The following is a 14,431-nucleotide window of genomic DNA, read 5'->3' on the forward strand; positions in this document are numbered from 1 at the left end:
TAACCCTCCTTCAAATTTTTAACGCAGTAAATGATAAAGAAAAACTTTTTAAGATCCACTCTGACTCACCTAAAGCCTGCCCGCTTGGTGGCAAGATCGAAGGCCTCTTAACCAACCACTTCCTAAAAGCACAAGAAGCTTTAGAAAGTGAACTAAGAAGCATTACTTTACAAGATCTATTAGATGAACTTATTAATTTATAAAATTTAAAAGTAGGTAAACTAAGTTATAGAATTAAAAAGTGGGCAGATATATAAAAAACCAATCTATTTTATTTATTAGGAGCACCATGTACTCCTAACTATTTTTATATACTTTATGTAAGAATTTTTATAAATTTCTAGCTTTTATTACTCTTTGCTTTTCTCTTTTTTAGATTTACTCTTTTTCTCTGCTTTATCTTTTAGCTTTTCTTTCTTATCTTTTATCTCTTTTATACTATTATCTTTTGCACTATCTTTTTTCTCTTTTACTTCATCACTCTTTTTACTTGCTTTTTCTTTTATCTCATTTTTTTTAGATTTTATTTTTGATTTTGTGTCATCTATCTTTGTAGTGCCTGATACTGATATATCTGATTTTAGATTTTCAAATGTCTTATCACCTATACCATTTACATTTTTTATGTCTTCTATTGAGTTAAATTTATTCGCTTTTCTATACTCTATTATTGCATCTGCCTTTGAAGAACCTATACCATCTAAGCTCATTAACTCTTCTTTTGTGGCGGTGTTTAAATTTATGGCTGCTAGTAATGTAGAAGCTGCTGCTAATAGTGAGAATATAATCTTTTTCATTTTTGTCCTTTTTGGGTAAATTTGGGTTTGGAGTCTATCATATTTGGTGTTTTTAGTCAATATTCGTATAAAAGCATAAGCTAAAAGATATTTATAAATGTAAAGATAAAAAGTCTGATTATTTAAAAATATAAATAAATGTAAGATTTGATATTTTGTTATAAATTAAAAAAATAATACTAAAAGAAGATTGTTTAGATAAAGAAGATTAAAAATTAACAAAGCCCGCAACGACCTACTTTTCCAACATCCCAGTAAGGGAGAGTATCATCAGCCAGGACGAGCTTAGCTTCTTGGTTCGAGATGGAGCAAGGCGTTTCCTCGTCTGTATAGTCACGGGCAGTGTTAAATAAAAGATATATCATATAAATCTCTTATTTAACACTACTTGATAAAGTTAAAAGTCATAAACAAAGTTTTATAAAAACATATCTTATTAAGTTTTTATCCTTAACAAGGAAGTGATGCTTATTAAAAGATAAGCAGACGAGCTATTAGTACTGGTCAGCTAAAGGACTTTCATCCATTACACACCCAGCCTATCAAACACATAGTCTATATGAGCTCTTAAAAGAAGATTCATCTTGGAGTTGGCTTCCTGCTTAGATGCTTTCAGCAGTTATCACATCCCAACATAGCTACCGAGCGGTGCTCTTGGCAGAACAACTCGTACACCAGTGGTTGGTTCGACCCGGTCCTCTCGTACTAGGGTCAACTCTCCTCAATCTTCTTGCGCCCACGGCAGATAGGGACCGAACTGTCTCACGACGTTCTGAACCCAGCTCGCGTACCGCTTTAAATGGCGAACAGCCATACCCTTGGGACCTGCTCCAGCCCCAGGATGCGATGAGCCGACATCGAGGTGCCAAACCTCCCCGTCGATGTGAGCTCTTGGGGGAGATCAGCCTGTTATCCCCGGGGTACCTTTTATCCTTTGAGCGATGGCCCTTCCACACAGAACCACCGGATCACTAAGACCGACTTTCGTCTCTGCTTGACGTGTATGTCTCGCAGTTAAGCTGGCTTATGCCTTTATACTCTACGAACGATTTCCAACCGTTCTGAGCCAACCTTTGTAAGCCTCCGTTACATTTTGGGAGGCGACCGCCCCAGTCAAACTACCCACCAGACATTGTCCTACTTGAGGATAACTCAAGCTAGTTAGCTATCAGAATAAAAAAGAGTGGTATCTCAACAATGGCTCACCATAAACTGGCGTCTATGGATCAAAGCCTCCCACCTATCCTGCACATTTTTATCCCAATAGCAGTGTCAAGCTGTAGTAAAGGTCCACGGGGTCTTTCCGTCTTGCCGCGGGTAGGAGGAATTTTCACCTCCACTACAATTTCACTGGATCCCTCTTCGAGACAGCTCCCATCTCGTTACGCCATTCATGCAGGTCGATATTTAATCGACAAGGAATTTCGCTACCTTAGGACCGTTATAGTTACGGCCGCCGTTTACTCGGGCTTCGATCAAACGCTTCGCAGAGCTAACGTCATCAATTAACCTTCGAGCACCGGGCAGGCGTCACACCCTATACATCCTCTTACGAGTTAGCAGAGTGCTGTGTTTTTGGTAAACAGTCGGGAGGGACTCTTTGTTGTAACCTTCAATGCTTACGGAGTAAATCCTTCACAAAGTTAGGCACACCTTATACCGAAGATACGGTGCTATTTTGCAGAGTTCCTTGAAGAGAGTTCTTCCACGCGCCTTAGAATACTCATCCCACCCACCTGTGTCGGTTTACGGTACGGGCAACTATAACTAAACTTAGAAACTTTTCTTGGCTCGACAGTATCGGCAATTCGCTATCCATTCCGAAGAACTTCAAACGCCTATGGGGTCTCGGCTTAAAAAGATCCGGATTTGCCTGGATCTTAACCTACACCTTTCGACTAGCACTACCATCCGCTAGCTTGCTTAACTCTAAGCGTCCTTCCATCGCACATTATAGTTGGCATTGGAATATTAACCAATTTTCCATCGCATACCCCTTTCGGACTTTGCTTAGGACCCGGCTAACCCTACGATGACGAGCATCGCGTAGGAAACCTTGGGTTTACGGCGTTGGGGATTCTCACCCCAATTATCGCTACTCATGCCTGCATGCTCACTTGTATTCGCTCCAGCACTCCTTACCGGTATACCTTCAACGCAAATACAACGCTCTCCTACCACTTAGTAAAACTAAGTCTAAAGCTTCGGTACTCATTTTAGCCCCGTTATATTTTCCGCGCAGAATCACTAGACCAGTGAGCTATTACGCTTTCTTTAAAGGATGGCTGCTTCTAAGCCAACCTCCTGGTTGTTTAAGTAACTCCACATCGTTTTCCACTTAAATGAGATTTAGGGACCTTAGCTGTTAGTCTGGGTTGTTCCCCTCTCGACGACGGATTTTATCACTCGCCGCCTGACTGCCATGATTACACACTAGGTATTCGGAGTTTGATAGGGTTTGGTACATTGGTGTATGCCCTAGCCCATTCAGTGCTCTACCCCCCAGTGTTACTACATGACGCTATACCTAAATATATTTCGGAGAGAACCAGCTATCACGATGTTTGATTGGCCTTTCACCCCTATCCACAAGTCATCCCATAGCTTTTCAACGCTAGCGGGTTCGGTCCTCCACCGGCTCTTACACCGGTTTCAACCTGCTCATGGATAGATCACATCGTTTCGGGTCTGCAACGTCTGACTAAACGCCCTATTAAGACTTGCTTTCGCTACGGCTCCGGGTTTCCTTAACCTTGCCAGACATCACAACTCGCAGGCTCATTATGCAAAAGGCAGTCCATCACCCTGATAAATCATAGGGCTCTGAATGATTGTAAGCAAATGGTTTCAGGTTCTATTTCACTCTGATCACCTCAGTTCTTTTCACCTTTCCCTCACGGTACTTGTGCACTATCGGTCTAGTAGTAGTATTTAGGGTTGGATAGTGGTCTACCCAGCTTCAGACAGAATATCACGTGTTCCGCCCTACTCAGGATACTGCTAAGTAAAACAAAGCTTTCATATACGGGAGTATCACCCTCTATGCTTAATCTTTCCAGATTATTCTATTAGCTAAGTTTAGTCTATATTGCAGTCCTACAACCCCGTTAGTAAACTAACGGTTTGCCCTCTTACGCGTTCGCTCGCCGCTACTAGCGTAATCTCTTTTGATTTCTTTTCCTGAGGGTACTAAGATGTTTCAATTCCCCTCGTTCGCTCCATATTAGGTAGTTAAGCTCGCGCTTAACTGGGTTGCCCCATTCAGAAATTCCCGGATCAAAGCCCCTTGACGGCTCCCCGAGACTTATCGCAGCCTGGCACGTCTTTCATCGCCTCTACTAGCCAAGGCATCCACCACTTGCTCTTTGTAGCTTACCTTTTCTATATTAGATTATTCTAATTCGCATCACTTCCTTGTTAAAGATAACTTTATGTTACTATATTTAAATTCTAGCTCTCAAGACGGAAAGCATTGACTACTATTTAGATAAGTTTTAAATCCTAAATAGATTGTGATGTCAAACTTTTGCATTAAATGCAAAGAGAATAGAAATTTAAATCTTTAACAAGTCCTGTAAAATTGTTTTTAAAACTTGCTTGTGACTATTAACAATATTAATTAAAAGAACATTTAGACAAAAGTCTAATTAGAAAGTTTAATTTTTAAGCTCTCTAATTAGACTTAATATAGTTAAACTATTTTATGGTGGAGAATAGCGGGATCGAACCGCTGACCTCCTGCGTGCAAAGCAGGCGCTCTCCCAGCTGAGCTAATTCCCCAATTAAATTCTCTGGTGGGCCTAACAAGACTTGAACTTGTGACCTCACCCTTATCAGGGGTGCACTCTAACCAGCTGAGCTATAGGCCCCTATAGGTCTATCAATCTTTCAAAACTAAACAAGGATGATTGAGAATATCTTTCTTATAGATATCTTGTGAGAGAATATCTATATGTACTCTAGAAAGGAGGTGATCCAACCGCAGGTTCTCCTACGGTTACCTTGTTACGACTTCACCCCAGTCGCTGATTCCACTGTGGACGGTAACTAATTTAGTATTCCGGCTTCGAGTGAAATCAACTCCCATGGTGTGACGGGCGGTGAGTACAAGACCCGGGAACGTATTCACCGTAGCATGGCTGATCTACGATTACTAGCGATTCCGGCTTCATGGAGTCGAGTTGCAGACTCCAATCCGAACTGGGACATATTTTATAGATTTGCTCCATCTCGCGATATTGCTTCTCATTGTATATGCCATTGTAGCACGTGTGTCGCCCCGGACATAAGGGCCATGATGACTTGACGTCGTCCACACCTTCCTCCTCCTTACGAAGGCAGTCTCATTAGAGTGCTCAGCCGAACTGTTAGCAACTAATGACGTGGGTTGCGCTCGTTGCGGGACTTAACCCAACATCTCACGACACGAGCTGACGACAGCCGTGCAGCACCTGTCTTAACATTTCTGCAAGCAGACACTCTTCTATCTCTAGATGATTTGTTAGATATCAAGTCCGGGTAAGGTTCTTCGCGTATCTTCGAATTAAACCACATGCTCCACCGCTTGTGCGGGTCCCCGTCTATTCCTTTGAGTTTTAATCTTGCGACCGTACTCCCCAGGCGGTATACTTAATCCGTTAGGTGCATTACTGCCAAGACTAGCTTAGCAACAACTAGTATACATCGTTTAGGGCGTGGACTACCAGGGTATCTAATCCTGTTTGCTCCCCACGCTTTCACGCATTAGCGTCAGTTGAGTTCCAGCAGATCGCCTTCGCAATGGGTATTCCTGGTGATCTCTACGGATTTTACCCCTACACCACCAATTCCATCTGCCTCTCCCTCACTCTAGATTACCAGTTTCCCAAGCAGTTCTATGGTTAAGCCATAGGATTTCACAAGAGACTTGATAATCCGCCTACGCGTCCTTTACGCCCAGTGATTCCGAGTAACGCTTGCACCCTCCGTATTACCGCGGCTGCTGGCACGGAGTTAGCCGGTGCTTATTCGTTAGGTACCGTCATTATTCTTCCCTAACAAAAGGAGTTTACGCTCCGAAAAGTGTCATCCTCCACGCGGCGTTGCTGCTTCAGGGTTTCCCCCATTGAGCAATATTCCCTACTGCTGCCTCCCGTAGGAGTCTGGACCGTGTCTCAGTTCCAGTGTGACTGATCATCCTCTCAGACCAGTTATGCGTCATAGCCTTGGTGAGCCATTACCTCACCAACTAGCTGATACAATATAGCCTCATCCTACACCGAAAAACTTTCCCTATCTAACTTATGTAAGACAGGATTATAGAGTATTAGCAGCCGTTTCCAACTGTTGTCCTCTAGTGTAGGGCAGATTAGCTATACATTACTCACCCGTGCGCCACTAACTCATAAGAGCAAGCTCTTACTTGTCCGTTCGACTTGCATGTATTAGGCACGCCGCCAGCGTTCACTCTGAGCCAGGATCAAACTCTCCATATTAATTACCTAGCAAAATTTATTTGATAGGATTTTATTATGAAGTTTTTAATCAAAAAAACTTTTAGTTTTATTTATTAGTTTGTCTAATCTATTATAAATTATAAAATAATAGACTGGCTCAATCGATCACTTGTTTAGATTTCAAAGATTGACTAATAGTTTAACAATTGTAAGTTAAAAGAACTTTCTGCTCTGCGTTTTGCAAAACAGAAAGTGAAGTATATAGAAGTGATGCTTAAATGCAGATAAAAATCAGGCTAATTTTTTAAAAACCCATAAAGAAATTTTGAAGTCCAACTTTTCCATTAAATATAATATCTTTTTTGTTTGGATCATATTTAAATTCACTTATTACTTTTTTGTCCTCTTCTTTAAAATATCCAGTAGATATCAAAGTAGGCTCAACAAAAGCTACTTCTGGCACTAATGTATCAAAAAAATTCGCTAGACTTTCGTCGACGCTTATTTTTCCACTAAGAGATAATTTATCAAAAATTTCTGACTGATTTGTTCCCTTTTTAAAGCCATTTACTGCTGCATCCAAATTTAGCTTTAAAGCCTTATCTCCTTTTTTAAAGCTTAATGTATCTATTTTTATGCTTGGATTCTTTTCTAAGATTTGATCTATTATCTCATCAAAATTTAATCCAGCTAAAACATTATAATTTTCTTCATTATTTAAATTATTAAGCTTGTCTAATACATTATTTAATGCAGGCACATTGATATTTGCGATTTTGCTATCAAAGACAAAATCTGTATATTTTACTTTATCAACTGCTACTATACCTATTTTTATAACATCGTCCGATCTTCCAAGATCATTTGAGATTTCAAATTTTGAGTCATACTTAAAGTCATCTATCAAAATATTACTTATATCATTAGATGCGAAAGACACCCTTTTAAATTTAACTTTTGCTAGATAAGGTACAAGCTGACTCTCTAAAATTTTTGAAATCTTAACTGGCTCTTTATAGCTTGAGTCAATATAAAACCCTTCGATATTTAGATCAACTTTGTTGTACTCACTAAAATCTTTCAAAACAATCTTATCTGCTTCAATTTTTAAGCTGTTTATACTATCTTTTGAATCAAGCGTCATACCAATCTTTATATCTTTTGTATTAACGGCAGTTTTCTGCTTATCGTTAAATTCAATATTACTAAATTTAATATCCACATCTTTATCGCCAGTTAGGCTGACTTTTGTTTTAGTTGTTGCAATGACATTTGAACCCATAAATGTTGCGATAATATTTTTAATCATATCGTTTTGAATAGAAATTTTTGAGTCTATTTCAAAGCCATCTATAAAAGCAAGCGCTGTATGAGAAATTTCATTTTCTACTTTAAAAACCAAATCCTCATTTACATTTTTACCAAATATATTTTCCAAAAGATCTTTTGAAACACTAAAATCAAATGATCCTTTTGAACCAAAAAAACCTTTTTTGTAATTGTTATTAGAAATTTTAAAGCCCTTAATATTGTTTAGATCATTCACTATCCTTTGATAGTTTTTCTCCACCTCATTTGAAGCAAAATAAACCGCTCCAATGGCCACCACGATAACCACGATTAAAGCAGATATCACCTTTTTCATGCTTTTCTCCTTTTTGTAATATGTTGTAAAAAAAACCAAATTCCAAGCAACAAACAAACCATAGCAAGAGGCATAATATATCCATGCTCGCCAAGATAGTCGCTTGCACCTACAAAATAATCACCCGCTTTAAAGCTAGCAAATCCGATAATGACCGCCCAAAGTACTGACGAGATCAAATTTATAATGCTAAATTTATAAAATGAATACTTCGTAAGTCCAAGCGCGATAGGAACCAAAGTTTTAACTCCGTAGATAAATTTTTTGATAAATATTATCTTATCGCCGTGTTTTTTGGCCAAAATTCCTGCATAAGCAAGCTTTCTTTTATGATTTTTGATATAAGGCATAAGTGAGTTTTTATTAAATCTTGCGACATAAAAAATTAACGTGTCGCCGATTGTATTTGCCACAGCAGCGACAATTATACTAAGAGTGATATCCATCTTACCGGCAAAACTTAAAATTCCAGCGGCGATTAATGCAACCATGCCGCCACCAAGGCTATAAAAAAACAATACAATATAGCCGTATGTTGAAACTGAGTTTATGATATCTTGCATTAATCTCCTAAAAGTTTAGATGCAGAGGCTATTAGCTGTTCATAGGCATAGCCACTTTGCTTTAAAATTTCTTCCCTTGCACTGATGACTGCTCCACCAAAGCTAGCTCCCGCAAAGAAACCATCATTTGCGGCATATGCGTAAATATCACTTGAAAATTTAAAATCGCTTACTTTACTGTAATTGCGTCCAATGTCACCAAAAGCTACTGAAAGCTTTGTATCAAGCGTGATCTTGGCATCTTTAATATCGTGGATAATGCTATCTTTAAATATAAAAAGCACAAGCGAACTATCTTCATAACCAAGCTGTATACCGATGCTACCGCCACTTATGCTAACTGGTAAAATTTCACTTGGCGAGTTAATGTTACCAACAACCATAATGCCATCTCCACCCATACCACCAACTACAAAACCGACCTTTTTAACACTTGGAAAGATGATCGTCGCTTTTGACTGCTCGATTAGCTCTTTTATAGGAGCGTTTCTAGCGCCTCTCATAGTTGTTATAAACGAGTTTGCCGAGTCCAGCACAAGCTCCTCGCTGGCAAAGCCAAGTGAGAAAAATAATAAAATTGAAAAAAGAAATTTCATATTTTGCCGTTATTTTGCAAAATCAACAGCGCGAGTCTCTCTGATGACGCTTACTTTTATCTCACCAGGATACTGCACCTTGCTCTCGATCTCTTGAGCTATCTCTTTTGCTACAAGTACGGCCTCATCGTCGTTTATGAGCTTGGCATTTGCAATGACGCGAATTTCACGGCCAGCGTTGATCGCATAAGCTTGCTTGATGCCATCTTTGCTTTTTGCGATATTTTCGATTTCTTCGACACGCTTTAAGAAGCTCTCAAGCACCTCACGCCTTGCACCTGGACGAGCCGCACTTAGTGCGTCAGCTGCGCAAACAGCCGCACTTTCTATACTTGTTGCCTCTTCGTGGCCGTGGTGAGCATAGATGGCGTTAATGACTACTGGATGCTCTTTATAGCGTTTACAAATTTCTGCTCCAAGATCAACGTGACTGCCCTCGTACTCGTGAGTTAGCGCCTTACCGATATCGTGAAGTATGCCAGCTCTTTTTGCAAGCTTCTCATCTCCACCACACTCAGCTGCGATGATACCAGCAAGGTGAGCTACTTCAAGGCTGTGAGCCAAGGCATTTTGACCGTAGCTCGCTCTAAATTTAAGCTTGCCTATTAGTTTTACGATCTCTGGATGAATTTTATTTAGACCAAGATCCATGACGATGTTTTCGCCCTCTTCTTGTATGCTTTGCTCAAATTCTTCAGTCACTTTCTTGTGAAGATCTTCTATCCTCGCAGGCTGGATTCTTCCATCCTCTACCAAAAGCTCGATCACTCTTGTTGCGATCGCACGTCTGTAAAGGTTAAAGCTGCTTAAGATGATCGCATGTGGTGTGTCATCAATGATAATATCAACGCCAAGCACCATTTCAAGGGTCTTGATGTTACGTCCCTCTTTGCCAATGATCCTACCTTTTAGCTCATCGTTTTTAATATTTACGACATTTATCAGACGCTCAGCCGCAAATTCTCCAGCAAATCTCGACGTAGCCTGCGCCAAAATGTAATTAACCCTCTTTTTAGCCTCTCTTTTGGCTTCTTCTTCGTATTTTCTGACTATGTGAGCAATATCCGCACGAGACTTCTCCTCGACCTTTTTAAGTACGACCTCTTTTGCCTCTTCTTCTGTTAAGCCAGCAGCATGCTCAAGCACTCTTATCGCTTCTTCTACCTTGTTTTGATAAGTCGCTTTTAAATTTAAGCCCTCTTCGTAAGTTATCTTTGCGTCTTGCTTATCCTTTTCAAAAAGCTCTTTACTTTCGTTTAAAAGCTCTTGCTCATTTAGCAAAATTTTCTCTTTTTTGGCTAGTTCATCAAATTTACTTGCATACTCTTTTTGAAGCTTTGTCGTCTTGTCATCGTATTTTTTTTTAGCCTCAAATTCAGCCTCTTGTACTGAAATTTTAGAATTTTTAAGCGTTAGTTCAGCTTCGTATTCTATTGCTTTTGCTTTTGCTTTTGCTTGTTCTAAGAAGATGTTGTAGTTTGCATCATTTATCTTTTTAGCGTATAGATACCCTGCTCCAACGCCCGCCACACCGGCTCCTAAGCCTATTAAAACCTCTATCATTTATTCCTCTTTTTATATAATTTTTATTTGGGGTTATATAAAAGTCTGCTACCGCGTCTTGTGTATTTGAAAGCACATCTTTGGTATAAAAGTCTTTTATCTCAAGAAAAACTATCCGTTTTGGCTTAATAGGCAAAGAGTCAAAAAATCTATCATAAAATCCTTTTCCATGCCCTATCCTAGCCATAGCTCCATCAACCCCAATCGCTGGAACTACTGCCATATCAAGTCTAACATTATTCATTTTTTTGCCAGATGGCTGTCTGACGTTAAATTTATAAGTTATAAATGGCAGTCGCAATCTTACCATCTTTAAGCTAAGACCTACCATAAAAGGGGCAAAAATTTCACATTTACGTGATAAATTTCGCCTTATTTTAAGCACATCGACTTCGTAGTTAAGTGGCAAATAAAACAATACTTTCTTAGAATTTGTAAAATTTATCAATTTCAAAAGCGTTTTTGTAGCTTTATAGTGCGAGCATTTGGCCTTAAATTTAGTAAGTTTTATCAAATTTGCTCTTGCATTTTTTCTAAATTCATTTTTTTCTAAATTAACGCTCATTTTATGCTCTTTCTTGTATAATCCTGAAATCTTATTCAAAAGGAAATTTATGACATTAAAACGAGCAATTATAACATCACTTTGCATTTTTGCATTTTTTGGATGCGGCGACGAGAACAAGCAAAAAAAAGAGCAAAATACAAGCGAACAAACGCAAGGCAAAATTTTAGATAAAAATGCTAGCAAAGATGAAAATTTAAGCAAAGACTCACTCACTCCAAAAATGAGTGAAAATGCCCAAGATAGCGAGATAAAAGAGATAAATCTAAAGCTGCTAAGTGGAGCAACTATGCAGATTACAAAAAGAAGCAATGGCTTTGATGTAAAAGATGGCAAAAAAGCGACACTTTACGTATTTTTCGCCACTTGGTGCCCTCCTTGCAAGGCTGAGATCCCTCACCTAAACAACCTAAGCGAGAAATTTAAAAACGAGCTAGATATCGTTGGTGTGCTACTTGAAGACAAAAGTGAAGATGAAGTAAAAGATTTTGCTCAAAAATATAAAATAAAATATGAAGTCGCAGTTGGCGAAGGAAATTTTTTATTTGAAAAAGCAATGGGTGGCATAAAAGGCTTGCCTGCGTCAGCACTTTTTAAAGCAAATGGCGACTACGTTCAAGGCTACATCGGTCTTGTGCCTGAAGAGATGCTTGAAAATGACATAAATAGGGCAACAAAATAATGCTTGATTTTCTAAAAAAAGGCCTTGAGAAGACTTTTGGAGCGATAAGCTCAGCGAAGAAGTCAAAAAAGATAGACAAAGAAAGCTTAGAAGAAATTTTACTTGAGGCCGACGTAGCTTACGCGATCGTGGAAGAAATTTTATACTACTTACCGCCACAAGATGAAGTGAGCAGAGCTGATCTTAGGCGCGTTATGAGTAGCTATTTTATCTACGAAAATGAGCGTGTGATCGAGCCTGATAAGCCATTTGTCGATCTTATCCTCGGCGTAAATGGTGCTGGTAAGACGACAACCATCGCAAAGCTAGCAAATTTATATAAAAATAATGGCAAAAGCGTTATTTTGGGCGCTTGTGATACATTTAGAGCTGGAGCGATCGAGCAGCTCCGCCAGTGGTCAATTAGACTAAATGTGCCAATAGTCGCCACACAGCAAGGGCATGATCCTTCGGCTGTTGCTTACGATACGATCAGCTCAGCCCTTGCAAAAGGTATCGACCGAGTCATCCTTGACACAGCCGGCAGACTTCAAAACCAGACAAATTTAGCAAACGAGTTAGAAAAGATCGTTCGTATTAGCAAAAAGGCTTACGAAAAGGCACCTCACCGAAAAATTTTGATTCTTGATGGTACGCAAGGTAACGCCGGAGTTGCGCAAGCGAAAGCATTTAACGATATTGTCTCGCTTGATGGTGTCATCATCACAAAGCTTGATGGTACCGCAAAGGGTGGAGCGCTATTTGGCGTGGCAAGAGAGCTTGAGCTACCTATATTTTATATAGGCGTTGGCGAGAGCATGGATGATATCATCAAATTTAATCCAGACGAGTTTTTAGACGAGCTAATGGACGCCATTTTTGAGTAGGGTAAAATTTCTTAGTAAAATTTGCTTTTTCGCTGCTCTTTTGGCAATTGATTTTCTTGCATTTACTCCAAAATCTCCTACTATCATCGAAAATTCGTGGGATAAAGCTAACCATTTTTTAGCTTTTTTCGTCCTTTATATACTGCTCTACCTTGGCTATGAGTTTAAAATTTTAAAAAATTTAGCCCTACTTTTAGCCTTTGGTGTGCAAATAGAGCTCGTTCAGGCGTTTTTACCAAATAGGGAATTTAGCTTGCTTGACATCGTGGCTGACATGATCGGAGCGGCTTTTGGAGTGATAGTAGTTGAAATTTTAAAAAGGATAATTTATGGCAAAAGCAAAGCCAGTTTTTGAGTGTCAAGCCTGCGGTAATCAACAGGCAAAGTGGCTGGGCAAATGCCCACAATGTGGTGCTTGGGATAGCTTTATCGAGCTTAGTCAAGCAGAGATAAAGATAAGCAAAGAGATAGCAAAAAGTGCTAGCACACCTAGCAAAGCCATAAGCATAGACGAAGTTGAAATTCAAAATTTCACGAGATTTAGCACCAAAGATAGCGAGCTAGACCTCGTTCTTGGTGGTGGCGTTGTCGAAGGCTCGCTAGTTTTAATAGGCGGCAGCCCAGGAATTGGCAAATCAACCTTGCTTCTAAAAATCGGCTCAAATTTAGCAAAAGACGGTAAAAAAACGCTCTATGTAAGTGGCGAAGAGAGCCAAAGCCAGATAAAAATGAGAGCTGATAGGCTAAATGCGGTGGATAAAAATTTATACCTATTAACTGAAATTTGCCTAGAAGATATCATGCTAGAGGCGCAAAAGAGCGACTACAAGGTGCTAGTAATCGACTCCATACAAACGCTTTATAGCCAAAATATAACCTCCGCTCCAGGCTCGATCACGCAGGTTCGCGAGATCACATTTGAGCTAATGAGACTTGCAAAGAGCCAAAATATCTGCGTCTTCATCATCGGACACATAACTAAAGAGGGCTCGATCGCAGGACCTAGAGTACTTGAACACATGGTCGATGTGGTACTTTATTTCGAGGGCGACGCGAGCAGAGAGCTGAGAATTTTACGTGGATTTAAAAACCGCTTTGGCTCGACAAGCGAAGTTGGCATCTTTGAGATGAGCCAGCACGGACTCGTGAGCGCAAATGAAGTCTCGAGTAAATTTTTCACACGTGGCGGGGCGATGAGTGGCAGTGCGATCACCATCATAATGGAAGGCTCAAGAGCACTTAGCATCGAGATACAAGCACTTGTTTGCGAAAGTGCCTATCCAAAACGAAGTTCGACTGGCTTTGAGAGAAACCGTCTAGATATGCTGCTAGCCCTACTTGAGCGAAAACTAGAAATTCCACTTGGACACTACGACGTCTTCATAAACGTTTCAGGTGGCGTTAAAATAAGCGAGACTGCGGCCGATCTAGCCGTCATAGCAGCGATAATCAGTAGCTTCAAAAACCGCCCTATTAGCAAGGATAGCGTATTCATCGGCGAGCTAAGCCTAAACGGCGAAATAAGAGAAATTTTCAACCTAGATCAGCGACTAAAAGAGGCAAAAACGCAGAAATTTAAAAATGCTATCATCCCAAACAAACCACTTGACACGCAAGGACTAAGGTGCTTTTACGCAAAAGATATCACGCAAGTGCTTGAGTGGATGTAAATTTGTCTTGCCAGCGACTTAATATCAATACTTTGCTGGCTAGGCCATG

Annotated in this window: 11 protein-coding genes, 2 tRNA genes and 3 rRNA genes; 5 read left to right on the forward strand and 11 right to left on the reverse strand. The window is 39.8% G+C overall.

Annotation, left to right across the window (positions count from 1 at the left end; genetic code table 11):
• Nucleotides 1-203 (forward strand): Rrf2 family transcriptional regulator (locus G6W45_RS08045; protein WP_242039087.1); only part of this gene is annotated, 203 nt, incomplete at its 5' end.
• Between the two features lie 147 nt (nucleotides 204-350).
• On the opposite strand, the gene G6W45_RS10115 is transcribed toward G6W45_RS08045, so the two are convergent.
• The 11 genes from G6W45_RS10115 to G6W45_RS08100 form a co-directional block, all read right to left on the reverse strand.
• A complete protein-coding gene (locus G6W45_RS10115; RefSeq protein WP_196780161.1) occupies nucleotides 351-797 on the reverse strand; it encodes a ComEA family DNA-binding protein in 447 nt (148 codons plus the stop codon).
• Nucleotides 798-1,019: 222 nt separating this feature from the next.
• Nucleotides 1,020-1,138: ribosomal RNA gene (gene rrf, locus G6W45_RS08055) — 5S ribosomal RNA — on the reverse strand.
• Nucleotides 1,139-1,271: 133 nt separating this feature from the next.
• Nucleotides 1,272-4,175 (reverse strand): 23S ribosomal RNA (locus tag G6W45_RS08060).
• A gap of 326 nt (nucleotides 4,176-4,501) precedes the next feature.
• Nucleotides 4,502-4,577 (reverse strand) — tRNA-Ala (locus G6W45_RS08065).
• 12 nt (nucleotides 4,578-4,589) lie between these two features.
• Nucleotides 4,590-4,666 (reverse strand) — tRNA-Ile (locus G6W45_RS08070).
• 94 nt (nucleotides 4,667-4,760) lie between these two features.
• Nucleotides 4,761-6,271: ribosomal RNA gene (locus G6W45_RS08075) — 16S ribosomal RNA — on the reverse strand.
• The 16S, 23S and 5S rRNA genes sit together here with 2 tRNA genes alongside, the layout of an rRNA operon.
• 265 nt (nucleotides 6,272-6,536) lie before the next feature.
• Nucleotides 6,537-7,877 carry a DUF945 family protein gene (locus tag G6W45_RS08080; RefSeq protein WP_194168136.1) on the reverse strand — a complete coding sequence of 447 codons (1,341 nt, stop codon included), beginning with the start codon at nucleotides 7,875-7,877 and terminating at the stop codon, nucleotides 6,537-6,539.
• A complete protein-coding gene (locus G6W45_RS08085; protein ID WP_021091280.1) occupies nucleotides 7,874-8,440 on the reverse strand; it encodes a DedA family protein in 567 nt (188 codons plus the stop codon). The genes G6W45_RS08080 and G6W45_RS08085 overlap by 4 nt, the downstream gene beginning before the upstream one ends.
• Nucleotides 8,440-9,036: a lipid-binding SYLF domain-containing protein gene (locus G6W45_RS08090; RefSeq protein WP_054196777.1), complete on the reverse strand. Its 597-nt coding sequence runs from the start codon at nucleotides 9,034-9,036 to the stop codon at nucleotides 8,440-8,442. Before G6W45_RS08090 ends, G6W45_RS08085 begins: the two co-directional genes overlap by 1 nt.
• A gap of 9 nt (nucleotides 9,037-9,045) precedes the next feature.
• Complete coding sequence (gene rny / locus G6W45_RS08095; protein WP_194168137.1) at nucleotides 9,046-10,599, reverse strand: ribonuclease Y; 1,554 nt, start codon at nucleotides 10,597-10,599, stop codon at nucleotides 9,046-9,048.
• The gene (locus G6W45_RS08100) at nucleotides 10,532-11,164 is read right to left on the reverse strand and encodes a 5-formyltetrahydrofolate cyclo-ligase (protein WP_072594346.1); all 633 of its coding nucleotides are present in this window, start codon (nucleotides 11,162-11,164) and stop codon (nucleotides 10,532-10,534) included. Before G6W45_RS08100 ends, rny begins: the two co-directional genes overlap by 68 nt.
• Nucleotides 11,165-11,213: 49 nt before the next feature.
• On the opposite strand from G6W45_RS08100, the gene G6W45_RS08105 reads away from it, so the two are divergent.
• From G6W45_RS08105 to radA, 4 genes are read left to right on the forward strand one after another with little or no spacing between them, the layout of a single operon-like run.
• Entirely contained in the window at nucleotides 11,214-11,846 is a 633-nt protein-coding gene (locus tag G6W45_RS08105) for a TlpA family protein disulfide reductase (protein WP_054196779.1), read from the forward strand.
• Complete coding sequence (gene ftsY / locus G6W45_RS08110) at nucleotides 11,846-12,712, forward strand: signal recognition particle-docking protein FtsY (protein WP_194168138.1); 867 nt, start codon at nucleotides 11,846-11,848, stop codon at nucleotides 12,710-12,712. The genes G6W45_RS08105 and ftsY overlap by 1 nt, the downstream gene beginning before the upstream one ends.
• Nucleotides 12,705-13,067, forward strand: a complete 363-nt coding sequence (locus G6W45_RS08115) for a VanZ family protein (protein ID WP_072594348.1) — start codon at nucleotides 12,705-12,707, stop codon at nucleotides 13,065-13,067. The genes ftsY and G6W45_RS08115 overlap by 8 nt, the downstream gene beginning before the upstream one ends.
• The gene (gene radA, locus G6W45_RS08120) at nucleotides 13,042-14,382 is read left to right on the forward strand and encodes a DNA repair protein RadA (protein WP_194168139.1); all 1,341 of its coding nucleotides are present in this window, start codon (nucleotides 13,042-13,044) and stop codon (nucleotides 14,380-14,382) included. The genes G6W45_RS08115 and radA overlap by 26 nt, the downstream gene beginning before the upstream one ends.
• The last annotated feature ends 49 nt before the right edge of the window (nucleotides 14,383-14,431 follow it).

Origin of the sequence: Campylobacter concisus (assembly GCF_015229955.1) — a bacterium.
Classification (GTDB): domain Bacteria; phylum Campylobacterota; class Campylobacteria; order Campylobacterales; family Campylobacteraceae; genus Campylobacter_A; species Campylobacter_A concisus_AT.

Coding starts and splice junctions, on each gene's coding strand:
- G6W45_RS08085 (WP_021091280.1), bottom strand. CDS start 8,440: ATGCAAGATATCATAAACTCAGTTTCAACATACGGCTATATTGTATTG.
- rny (WP_194168137.1), bottom strand. CDS start 10,599: ATGATAGAGGTTTTAATAGGCTTAGGAGCCGGTGTGGCGGGCGTTGGA.
- radA (WP_194168139.1), top strand. CDS start 13,042: ATGGCAAAAGCAAAGCCAGTTTTTGAGTGTCAAGCCTGCGGTAATCAA.
- ftsY (WP_194168138.1), top strand. CDS start 11,846: ATGCTTGATTTTCTAAAAAAAGGCCTTGAGAAGACTTTTGGAGCGATA.
- G6W45_RS08105 (WP_054196779.1), top strand. CDS start 11,214: ATGACATTAAAACGAGCAATTATAACATCACTTTGCATTTTTGCATTT.
- G6W45_RS08090 (WP_054196777.1), bottom strand. CDS start 9,036: ATGAAATTTCTTTTTTCAATTTTATTATTTTTCTCACTTGGCTTTGCC.
- G6W45_RS10115 (WP_196780161.1), bottom strand. CDS start 797: ATGAAAAAGATTATATTCTCACTATTAGCAGCAGCTTCTACATTACTA.
- G6W45_RS08080 (WP_194168136.1), bottom strand. CDS start 7,877: ATGAAAAAGGTGATATCTGCTTTAATCGTGGTTATCGTGGTGGCCATT.
- G6W45_RS08100 (WP_072594346.1), bottom strand. CDS start 11,164: ATGAGCGTTAATTTAGAAAAAAATGAATTTAGAAAAAATGCAAGAGCA.